The 281-nt window shown below is 45.2% G+C and carries 1 protein-coding gene; it reads right to left on the bottom strand.

The features are described from left to right. A partial coding sequence (locus KDM89_RS22050) for an EAL domain-containing protein (protein WP_212689879.1) occupies window positions 1-281 on the bottom strand: 281 nt, incomplete at both ends.

The following is a 281-nucleotide window of genomic DNA, read 5'->3' as shown; positions in this document are numbered from 1 at the left end:
AAATGAGAAACGTTTCAGATAACCGAGTGCGGAATAACCCGTTCCAAAATCATCCAGTGACAAACTAAAGCCCAGACTTTTCAGTCGAAAAAATAAAGCATCAAATCCTTCATCACAATCTATTAACACACTCTCCGTCACCTCTAGCGACAAGTGCTCTGCTGTCACACCATATTCATTCATGATGGCCAGCATATTTTCAGGAAACCCGGCCTCCTTCAACTGACGTGGTGATACGTTGATAGCGATTACCGGCGGTGTCAGCTGCTGCTCCAGCAAAC

The sequence above is a fragment of the Cognatundibacterium luofuense genome (assembly GCF_018139685.1).
GTDB lineage: Bacteria > Pseudomonadota > Gammaproteobacteria > Burkholderiales > Burkholderiaceae_D > Undibacterium > Undibacterium luofuense.
This window is presented reverse-complemented; position numbering and strand designations above follow the sequence as displayed.